8 protein-coding genes are annotated in these 9,725 nt (G+C 59.8%); 7 read left to right on the top strand and 1 reads right to left on the bottom strand.

Annotated features, from left to right (window positions below; translation table 11 throughout):
• Both NW819_RS05770 and NW819_RS05765 read left to right on the top strand, forming a co-directional pair.
• The coding region (locus NW819_RS05770) for a PAS domain S-box protein (protein ID WP_414413177.1) at positions 1 to 2,049 on the top strand (2,049 nt) is incomplete at its 5' end.
• Positions 2,046 to 3,056: a response regulator gene (locus NW819_RS05765; protein ID WP_414413176.1), complete on the top strand. Its 1,011-nt coding sequence runs from the start codon at positions 2,046 to 2,048 to the stop codon at positions 3,054 to 3,056. The genes NW819_RS05770 and NW819_RS05765, both read left to right, overlap by 4 nt.
• Here NW819_RS05765 and NW819_RS05760 read toward each other — a convergent pair whose 3' ends face one another.
• On the bottom strand, positions 3,057 to 4,235 hold the full coding sequence (locus NW819_RS05760; protein ID WP_414413175.1) for a septal ring lytic transglycosylase RlpA family protein: 1,179 nt from the start codon (positions 4,233 to 4,235) through the stop codon (positions 3,057 to 3,059).
• A 144-nt stretch (positions 4,236 to 4,379) separates the two neighbouring features.
• Between NW819_RS05760 and purM the strand changes: the two genes are divergently transcribed.
• The 5 genes from purM to NW819_RS05735 all read left to right on the top strand — a co-directional run.
• Positions 4,380 to 5,444 carry a phosphoribosylformylglycinamidine cyclo-ligase gene (gene purM / locus NW819_RS05755; protein WP_414413174.1) on the top strand — a complete coding sequence of 355 codons (1,065 nt, stop codon included), beginning with the start codon at positions 4,380 to 4,382 and terminating at the stop codon, positions 5,442 to 5,444.
• Between the two features lie 215 nt (positions 5,445 to 5,659).
• Positions 5,660 to 6,670 carry an ABC transporter ATP-binding protein gene (locus NW819_RS05750; protein ID WP_414413173.1) on the top strand — a complete coding sequence of 337 codons (1,011 nt, stop codon included), beginning with the start codon at positions 5,660 to 5,662 and terminating at the stop codon, positions 6,668 to 6,670.
• The gene (locus NW819_RS05745) at positions 6,667 to 7,452 is read left to right on the top strand and encodes an ABC transporter permease (protein WP_011433262.1); all 786 of its coding nucleotides are present in this window, start codon (positions 6,667 to 6,669) and stop codon (positions 7,450 to 7,452) included. Before NW819_RS05750 ends, NW819_RS05745 begins: the two co-directional genes overlap by 4 nt.
• A gap of 47 nt (positions 7,453 to 7,499) precedes the next feature.
• The gene (locus tag NW819_RS05740) at positions 7,500 to 9,062 is read left to right on the top strand and encodes a GldG family protein (RefSeq protein ID WP_414413172.1); all 1,563 of its coding nucleotides are present in this window, start codon (positions 7,500 to 7,502) and stop codon (positions 9,060 to 9,062) included.
• 14 nt (positions 9,063 to 9,076) lie between these two features.
• Positions 9,077 to 9,725 (top strand): DUF4340 domain-containing protein (locus tag NW819_RS05735; RefSeq protein ID WP_414413171.1); only part of this gene is annotated, 649 nt, incomplete at its 3' end.

Raw genomic sequence — 9,725 nt, 5'->3', positions numbered from 1 at the left:
TCCGCCGAAGAGGCCTACGCCAACCCCCAAGCCTGGATCCGCCAGATCCACCCCGACGACCGCTGGTTGTTCCCCACCATCCTCAAAGCCCAATCGGAGGGCAAATCCACCGATGTTGTCTTCCGCATTTATCGCACCGATGGCCGCCTGATTTGGCTGCGAGAACGCACCTTTCCCATCGCCGACAAAGAGGGCAAAATCTATCGGGTGGCAGGGATCGTCGAAGACATCACTGAGTCCAAGCAACTGGAAGCCGAACGGCGTCGTATAGAGCAAGCCTGGCAACAAAGCGCCAACCATTTTCGGCAGATTTTTGAGCTGGCCCCCAATGGAATTGCCCTTGTGGACTTGCAGGGGCGATTTATCCAGGTCAACGATGCCTTTGCCCAGATTGTCGGCTACACCCCCGAAGAATTGAAACATCGGCAACAACTGGACATTCTCCACCCCGAAGATGTCAACCCACTGCTGGGGGCCAATGAGGCTTTGCTGGCAGGGAAGGTCTCTGTCAGCCAGCGCCAGATTCGCTACACCCACCGTTCCGGCCAGGTTGTTCATGTGCTGTTTCAGGCCACCCTGCTCACCGACGAGGAAGGACAGCCCACCCAGTTTCTCAACCAGGTGATCGACATCAGCGCCCGCGTGGAGGCAGAAATTGCCCTCAAAGAAAGTGAAGAACGCTTCCGCCAATCCTTTGAATGGGCCCCCATTGCCAAGGCCATGACCCACGTGGATGGCACCTATTTGCAAATCAACGCCGCTTTTACCGAAACCCTGGGCTACACCCTGGAGGATCTCAAAGGGAAAACCGTCCTCGACATCACCCATCCCGACGACATCGCCACCACTCTGGAAAACAGCAACCGCCTGCTGGCCGGCCAGGTGCATCAGTGCGAACAGGAACAACGCTACATCCACAAGAACGGCCAAATAGTCTATGCCATTCTTCGCATCACCCTGGTGCGCACGGCCCAAGGGGATCCCAGCTACTTTCTAAGCCAGATTTTGGACATTACCGAGCGCAAGCAAGCCGAGGCAGCCCTTCGCCAAAGTGAGCTGAGTTTACGGGGCATCTTCCAGCAGTCAGCCCTGGGCATTTCCATCGTCGATCATCGGGGCCATTACCTAAAAGTGAACCCCGCTCTGGAAGAGATCTTGGGCTATAGCGCTGCCGAACTGACCCACATGAGCTTCTGCGACCTCACCCATCCCGAGGACATTCAGGAAGATTGGCAACTCTTCCAGGAGGTTTTGAACGGCCAACGGGATCGCTACCACCTGGAAAAACGCTACATCCACCGCAGCGGAAAGGTGGTTTGGTGCCGCCTGGCAGTCTCTGCAGTCCGGGATCCCGAGGGCAAAAACCTCTTCATCATCGGCATTTGCGAAGACATTACCGAAGAAAAACGGGCAAAGCTGCAGATCCAAGCTGCCCTTCAGGAAAAAGAAGTCCTGCTGCGGGAGATTCACCACCGCGTCAAAAACAACCTGCAAATCATCTCCAGCCTGCTGCGGCTCCAAGCTGACCAAATCAAAAGCCGCAAGTACGCCCGCGTTTTTAAGGATGCCGGCAGCCGTATTCAAGCCATGTCTTTGATCCACGAAGGTTTGTACCAATCCAACAATCTGGCCGCTGTGGATCTCAAGCAGTACCTACACAATTTGATCTCCAACCTCTTTCACTCTTACGGGGTAAACCCCGAGAGCATTCGCGCCAACATCCGCGCCGAAGGGATCCGCCTCAACCTGGACGATGCGGTCTTGTGTGGCCTGATCATCAACGAGTTGGTGACCAACAGCCTCAAGTATGCCTTCCCGAAGGGCCGCAGCGGGGAGATAGAGATTCATTTCAGCCAAACCCGCAAATATACTCAGTTGCGAGTCTCCGACAATGGCGTTGGCTTGCCCCCGAACTTTGACTTCAAGGAAACTCAATCTCTGGGTTTACAACTGGTTGCAACCCTCACCGATCAGCTACAGGGCAAGATACAATTGAGGAGCAAACCGGGTACCACCTTCATCATTACCTTTCCGAGGAGCGAGCCTTGAAGAGAGTTCCACCCCTTGTCAAAGGCAGTATCCTGGTCGTCGAAGACGAGAAGATCATCGCCAAGGACATTGCCAACGTTCTGAAAAAATTTGGCTACGCTGTGCCCGCCATTGCTTCTTCCGGGGAAGAAGCAATCCGAAGGCTGGAAGAGATGCCGGTGGACTTGGTCTTGATGGATATCGTCCTAAAAGGCGATATCGATGGCATAGAAGCCGCCAAGCGGATCACCGAGCGCTTCAACATTCCGGTGGTGCATCTGACGGCCTACGCCGACGAAGACACCCTCTCCCGCGTCAAGGAGACCCGACCCTTCGGCTACATCATCAAGCCTTTCAAAGAGCGGGAACTCTACACCACCATTGAAATTGCCCTGCACAACCACCGCCAGAGCCTCGAGAACCGCAAGCTGGAAGAAAAAAGAATCGAAGAGCTGCGGCAAAAACTGCAGCAGCTGCAGCAGTTCTCGGAGGTGAAGGGCACTCTGTTCAAGAAATTCTTGCAGGATCTGAGCGAGCCCCTCTCGAACCTCAGCTTTGCCTTGGGTCTGCTCAAGGATGCCGAGTCGGAGCAGAAGCGGGAGCACTATCTGCAGGTGCTGGAGGATGAGTTTCGCCGTGAGCTGGAGCTGATCCACCAAACCTCTAACCTGGAAAATCTTTTAAACCTGGAAAATGTCGGCCTGTTGAGCCAGTTCAGCCTGCTGCGTCCCCAGGAGCCCAGCCGTAGTCACCGGTTGGAGGAGGAAGCGCCCACCCCTGCAGCCACGGCCCCCCAAGAGTCGGCAGGCTCTGCCCCCACACCCAGCCCCACCGCCGTTACGGCGCCACGGGCACCGCTGCGCCCCCTTAACCAGACTCAGTTGGCGGAACGGTTGGGGGTGGTGGTTTCCGCCATTACCTACTGGAAATTCAAAACCGGGTTTCCGGAGTGGAGCCGCAGCCGGGATCCCGACGGCATTTCTTGGCGCTATTCCCCCGATTCCAAGCGCTTTTCGCCCGTGCCCTAGCTAGCGTTGCACCACTTCCACCCGCACAGGTGCCAGCCCCGAGCGCACCATCCCCAACACCTCTGCCGCCCGCAGGGAGAGGTCGATGATCCGACCGGGGATAAAAGGGCCGCGATCGTTGATGCGCACGACAGCCTGGCGGCCGTTTTTCAGGTTGGTCACCCGTACCTCGGTGCCAAAGGGCAGGGTGGGGTGGGCAGCCGTCATCTCATGGCGGGTTGGGTGCAGGTCATACCAAGAAGCAATGCCCTCTTGCACAGGCCCAACCACGCGGACAGGGGCGGGTTCCTGTTGAGGGGCTGTTTTCGGCTTGGAACCTGCAACAGCGGCTTTGGCGGTCAGAGCAGCCGGTTGAGGCAGGGCCGGAGCTGAAATGGGCGGGGCATCGAGCAGCAGACGGCGGAGACGGTTGGCGGCCAAAACAGCCACATCCACCGGGCGCTGGTTATCGATCAACAGCACTCCAGCGTCGATGCGCAGCAATTCCTTGTTGTTGACCTGAATGGTGTAGAGAGGAACACCCAAGCCTTGTTCGGCCAATTCCAGATCTGCCCAACCTAAGGTGATGGTGGTGTCTTTCAGGGATCCCTGGGCCATTTGGTTGAGCTGGGCCACAAGGGTGCTGGCCCGCATGAGCGGTGGTTCTAGCCCAGGGTGCTCGACAAAACTGACAATGGGCAGATCCCGCACATAGACAGTAACCACCTGTTGCCCGTCCATCTGATAGTCGTAGAGGGTGGAGATGGGCTGGCTGGTGTGCTGCTGTTGTTCGCCGATCTTGAGAATGGGTTCTTCTGCTCGACGGGGCAGGATCGCCTGGCGAGTTCGGTTCAAAGAATGATCCAAGTTCAGGGTACCCAGTTTGGCAGGGGCAAGACCTTTGTGGTCGGAGATAGGGGTTTGGGGGGTTCTCGGCAGCGTTCTGACTGGGGCTGCGGCAGCAGTGGCGGGTTGGGAAGGGGGAACGAGGTCGGTGGCCGGGGAGGGCAATTTGGATGCAGGTGACAGCTCCGCTGCTCGGGTGCTCAGGGATCCGGTTCGCGTTGAGGCTTGTGCTCGCGAAGTCAAGCCGCCCAACATGCCTGCCGGCAAGCCCAAAGCCGTGACACAGAGACAGCTGACCAAGCCCATTTTGCGGGCGGGATCCAGTCCCTGTCCAAGCTGTTTCCAATTTCGCATGAGGCCGCGCTCCTCTCCAATCCTGTACAACTTCCAAGGCGACGGTTAAAACAGAAGTTAATGTACCATAGGTTTCTGAGTTGACCCGTTTGTACGGTCGGACACAGGAGCCCAAGTCTTGATAGCATAAGGGGTTTCGGCATCTTGGACTACCGCTCAGCAGGGGTTGACATCGATCTGGGCCAGGCCTTTGTCAGGGGGATCCGCGAGCGCGTTGAACGGATTCAAGTTCCGTCTTCAGGTTCTTCAGAAACCTTGGGTGGCATCGGCGGCTTTGCCGGCCTGTTTGAGCTGCCGACAGGGTATCAAGCGCCGGTGTTGGTGGCGGGCACCGATGGGGTGGGGACAAAGCTGGACATTGCCCAGCAGTGGGGTCAGCACCAGGGGGTGGGCGTCGATCTGGTGGCGATGTGTGCCAACGATGTGCTGACGGTGGGGGCCCGGCCGCTGTTTTTCTTGGACTATGTGGCCACCGGCAAGCTGGAGCCAGAAGCCCTGTGGCAGGTGATCGATGGCATCTTGGCGGGCTGCCAGGAAGCGGGCTGCCAACTGCTGGGCGGGGAAACGGCGGAGATGCCGGGGTTTTATCCCCCTGGGAAGTACGACCTGGCCGGGTTTTGTGTGGGAATTGTGGAGAAGGCGGCCATTCTGGATGGGTCGCGGGTACAGCTTGGGGATCGGTTGTTGGCTTTGCCCAGCAGCGGCCTACACAGCAACGGCTACAGCTTGGTGCGGCGGATTGTGGCCGACCGGGGTTGGCGCTGGGATCACCGGCCTCCCGGCTGGGATCGGCCTTTGGCGGAAGTATTCCTCACCCCCACCCGCATCTACGTGCAGGCGGTGCAGCGGCTGCAGGCAGCAGGGATCGCCATCCACGGCATGGCCCACATCACCGGCGGCGGGATCCCGGAAAACTTGCCCCGCTGTTTGGCCCCCAACCAGGCGGCGCGGCTGCAGCCCCATAGCTGGCCCATCCCACAGGAGTTTCTCTGGCTCCAAGAGCAGGGCCAGGTGGAGACCTTGGAGATGTTCCGCACCTTCAACCTGGGGGTGGGCTATGTGCTGGTGATCCCCCCTGAGGCGGAAAATCAGGTGAGATCCCTGCTCCCCGAAGCCTTCCCCATTGGGGAGGTGGTGGCAGCCAATCCAGGGGAGAGCCGGGTTCTGGGGCTGGAACAGTGGGGATCCCTCACAAGCCCTGCCGACTAGCCAACCGATGGATCCCCACCAAAAGGGGGAAAGGGATCCCAGTTCCCTCGACTCATCCTCGCCGTCGCTATGCTAAGTTGGCATGTGGCCTCAGCGCTGTTGCCCGCCTTCTTGCCCGAGCCTGCTTCCCGACATTTGTCCTCTTTGGGAATAGGGGTAACTCGGCCTTGGACCGTTTGCTAATCGCTGCTGACCCTCTAGGTTAGGAGTTGCTGATGACAGGTTTACCCACTGCTCGTGCAACCGCGGGTGCCATCGAAGTTGAGCATCTGAGCAAAACCTACGGCAGCTTCACTGCCATCCGCGATGTTTCCTTCCAGGTGAACGCCGGCGAGATCATGGGTTTTTTGGGGCCGAACGGAGCCGGCAAGACCACATCCATGCGCATTTTGGCGGGGTATCTGCCTGCCAGCGAGGGGACGGTGCGGGTGGCCGGGTTTGATGTTCACGAAAACTCGATGGCGGTGCGGCAGCGCATTGGCTATCTGCCGGAAAACCCACCCCTCTACCCCGACATGACGGTGGAGGCGTACCTGCACTTTGTGGCCCAGATCAAGCGGGTCAGCGCTGGCGATCGGCCCAGGCGGGTGGACGAGGCGATCCGGCGGTGCAGCCTGGAAGAAAAGCGCCACACCCTCATCCGCAAGCTCTCCAAGGGGTTTAAGCAGCGGGTGGGCATCGCCCAAGCTCTGGTTCACGACCCGCCGGTGATCATCCTGGATGAGCCCACCATTGGGCTGGATCCCAAGCAGATTATCGAGGTGCGCAAGCTCATCAAGAGCCTGGCGGGGGAGCACACCATCATCCTCTCCACCCACATCCTGCCCGAGGTGAGCATGACCTGCGACCGAGTGGTGATCATCAACCGCGGCCAGGTGGCGGCCATTGGCACGCCTGCCGAGCTGACAGCCCAGCTCCAGGATCGGCAGCAGGCAAAGCTGGTGGTGGGGGCAACCGAGGCAATGGCCATCCGGACGGCCCTGCAGCCTTTGCCCCAAGTGGAGGTGGTGAGCCTACAGCCCTTGGCGGCGGATCCCTCCCGCTGGCAGGTGCAGCTCAAGAGCAACGCTGCCGCGGACGGCTGGATCCCGGAGGTGGCCAGGGTGCTGGTGCAGGCAGGGATCGACCTCTACGAGATAGGCCGCCCGCAGGCTTCTTTGGAAGAGATTTTCCTGCAGCTCACTACGCAAGAGGGATCTGAGGGCGCATTGGAGGAAGCGGCATGAACGGAGTGGTTGCCATTTTTCGCAAAGAGCTGCGCGGCTACTTCACCTCCCCCATTGCCTATGTGGTGGCCGCGGTGTTTTGGGGACTGGCGGGGTTTTTCTTCTTTAATATTCTGGTGCGGGTGATCAGCTTTTCTCAGCAGGTGGATCTTTTCGCCCAGTTCGGCCAGGAGAACAATTTCGACGCGGCCACCATCCTGTCACAGCAGTTTCTCAACCTCTTGGGCACCCTCTCCTTATTTCTATTGCCCATCTTCACCATGAGCTCCTATGCCGAGGAGCGGCGGCGAGGCACGATGGAGCTGCTGGCTACTTCTCCCATCACCAACTTGGAGGTGGCCCTGGGCAAATGGTTGGCGGTCTGGGTGTTTTTCATCACGCTGCTGCTGCCGCCGCTGGTCTACCATGTGCTGGTGCTGAGCAGCGCCAACCCGGCAGTCGACTACCGCCTGACCCTGATGGGTTATGTGGGCCTAACCCTGCTGGCGGGTAGCGTTATGGCCTTGGGGTTGTTTATCTCTTCTCTGACAGACAGCACCCTCATCGCAGCAGTGGCCACCTTTGGCTTGATTTTGTTGCTCTGGGTGATCGACGCGGCAGCCGGCCAGGAGGAGAACTGGATTGCCGCGACGCTGCGGCACGTATCTTTGCTGCAGCAATACAGCAACTGGGTGCAAGGGATCCTCAGCAGCAGCAGCCTCATTCTTTTCTTGAGCATCATCGTCCTGGGGCTGTTTGCCACGGTGCAATCGGTGGAAAGCCTGCGCTGGCAACAGAGCTAGGGTCAGATGGGAGGAGTGTGGTGTTTGCGGCAGCGGTGCGGAGCATTATGAAGGACTGGCGCGCGCTATTGGACTGGACAGGGATCCTGGGCATTGGCGTCATCGCCATTGGCCTGGTGGTGGGATCCGCCTTTACCGGTTGGACGGCTGTGCCCCTGAGCATGCTGGAAACAGGTTTGGCCCTGCTGGTGGCTTGGGGCATCACCCACCGGCAGGAGGTGGGGGTCTTCCTCGGTCTGCGTTCCACCCAGACCAACGCCAACATCCTGGTGGCGGTGGCGGCGATGGCCGTCATTCTAGTGCTGGTGAATGTGGTGGCGGTGCGCTACGACCTGCGGCTGGATCTCACCGAGGAGGGCCTGTTTACCCTGTCGCCCCAAACCCGGCAATTGGTGCAGGGATTGGTGCAGCCGGTCAAAGTTTGGGTGGTCACCACTGCGCCGGATCCCAATCTGCGGGAACAACTGGAGCGCTATCGCCGCCTCAACCCCAACCGCTTCCAGTTTGAGTTTGTGGATCCCAACCGGGATCCCCTGACCATTCAGCGGCTGCAGGTGACCCAGAACAACACCCTGGTGGTGGAGGCCGGAGAAAGCCGGCAACAACTGCCTCAGCCCCCTGCCCCTGATCTGGAGAGCAAACTGACCCCCGTCCTGTCCAAAGTGGTCAACCGAGGGGAGTTGCTGGCCTATTTCGTGCAAGGGCACGGGGAAGTGGGGCTGGAAGCGAGGGAAGGTACTCCAACTCTGGCCCAGGCGGCGGCAGCCCTGGGTCAGGAAGGCTATCGGGTAGAGCCCCTCAACTTGGTGCAATCGGGGATCCCAGAAGAGGCGGATGTCCTGGTGCTGGCGGGGCCACAGCGGGCTTTGTTCCCCGGCGAGGTGGAGAAACTGCAGGATTATCTGGCGAAAGGCGGACGGCTGCTGTTGCTGATCGGGCCGCGGGTGGAGGCTGGCCTGGATCCCTTGCTGGAAGAGTGGGGCGTGGTCTTGGGGGATGACATCCTCATTGAGGTGAGCAGCGTCAGCCAACTGTTGGGGACAGGGCCGGCGGTTGCCCTGGTTACTACCTACGGGGATCACCCCATCACCGCCCCCTTGGCGGCCCAGCGGCTAATGACCCTGTTCCCCCTGGCCCGCTCTGTGGAAACCGAAGCCCGCGAAGGGATCCAAGCCACGCCCCTACTGCGCACCAGCCCGCAAAGCTGGGGGGAGACCAGTCCTGACCTGGAAAGTGGCCCCCTGCAGTTCGATCCGGAGCAGGACAAGCCTGGCCCCCTTACCCTGGGCGTTGCTTTAACCCGCCGTCTGGACACCGACCCAGAACAGGGCTCGGGATCCCGGCAGGAGGCCCGCCTGGTGGTGATCGGCAATGTCAACTTTGCCCTCAACGGCAACTTGCGGCAGCAGGGCAACCGGGATCTCTTCTTGAACACCCTCAACTGGCTGACTGAGCAAACGGAGCAGATCTCCATCCGCCCCAAATCCATCACGGATCGCCGTCTCACCCTGACCGGTCAAAACTTCCGCTGGCTGGTGCTGGGATCGACGGTCCTTTTGCCCTTGGCGGCCCTGGGTTCCGGAGCTGCCCTGTGGTGGCAAAGACGGTAGGAGGAGAGTCCAGTATGTTCAAGCGAACCACCTGGGTTCTTTTGGGTTTGGCGGTGGCCTGTCTGCTGGGCTACTTCCTCTTGGACAACATCCAGCAACTGCGCCAGGAGCAACAGGCGGAGCAAGCGCGGCTGTTCCACTTTGCCACCGACACCATCGCCCGCATTGAAATCCGCCAACAGAAAGAGGGGGAACCTGTTCGCGGCAGCGGTGCGGAGTACTTGGAAATCCTTTTGGAGCGCAATCCAGAAGAAGAGGGATCCCACTGGCGGATCGTCGGTCCCATCCAGTCGGCGGCGCTGGACTTCCCCATTGAGCAGTTGCTCAACACCTTCTCCCGCCTCACTCCCCAAATCACCCTAGAGGGGGCCACCGACCTAGCCGCTTTTGGCCTGGATCAGCCGCGACACCAAATTGCCCTTTTCCCCAAAGAAGGGGATCCCTACCGCCTAGCCATCGGCAACGACAACTTCGACGGCTCTGGCTTCTACGCCCAGCCCGAAGGGGGACAGGTGGTGCTTCTAAGCAGTGCCCAGAAGGGATCCCTGTTGCCCTCCCTACTGGCTTTGCGGGACAAAACCTTGCTTCGGTTTGACACTGCCGAGGTGAAGGCCCTTCAAGTGCAGTTGGCAGAGGCGGATCCGGGTCGCGTCAGCGGTGCGG

The sequence above is a fragment of the Synechococcus sp. R8-2 genome, from assembly GCF_047461715.1.
Taxonomy (GTDB): Bacteria; Cyanobacteriota; Cyanobacteriia; order Thermostichales; family Thermostichaceae; genus Thermostichus.
Note: the sequence above shows the minus strand (reverse complement) of the source record. Positions and strands in the feature narration are given on the sequence as shown.

Bases quoted from the DNA above. Each gene is read 5' to 3' on its own strand.
- NW819_RS05740 (WP_414413172.1), top strand. From the start codon at position 7,500: ATGAAGGACTGGCGCGCGCTATTGGACTGGACAGGGATCCTGGGCATT.
- NW819_RS05760 (WP_414413175.1), bottom strand. From the start codon at position 4,235: ATGCGAAATTGGAAACAGCTTGGACAGGGACTGGATCCCGCCCGCAAA.
- NW819_RS05750 (WP_414413173.1), top strand. From the start codon at position 5,660: ATGACAGGTTTACCCACTGCTCGTGCAACCGCGGGTGCCATCGAAGTT.
- NW819_RS05745 (WP_011433262.1), top strand. From the start codon at position 6,667: ATGAACGGAGTGGTTGCCATTTTTCGCAAAGAGCTGCGCGGCTACTTC.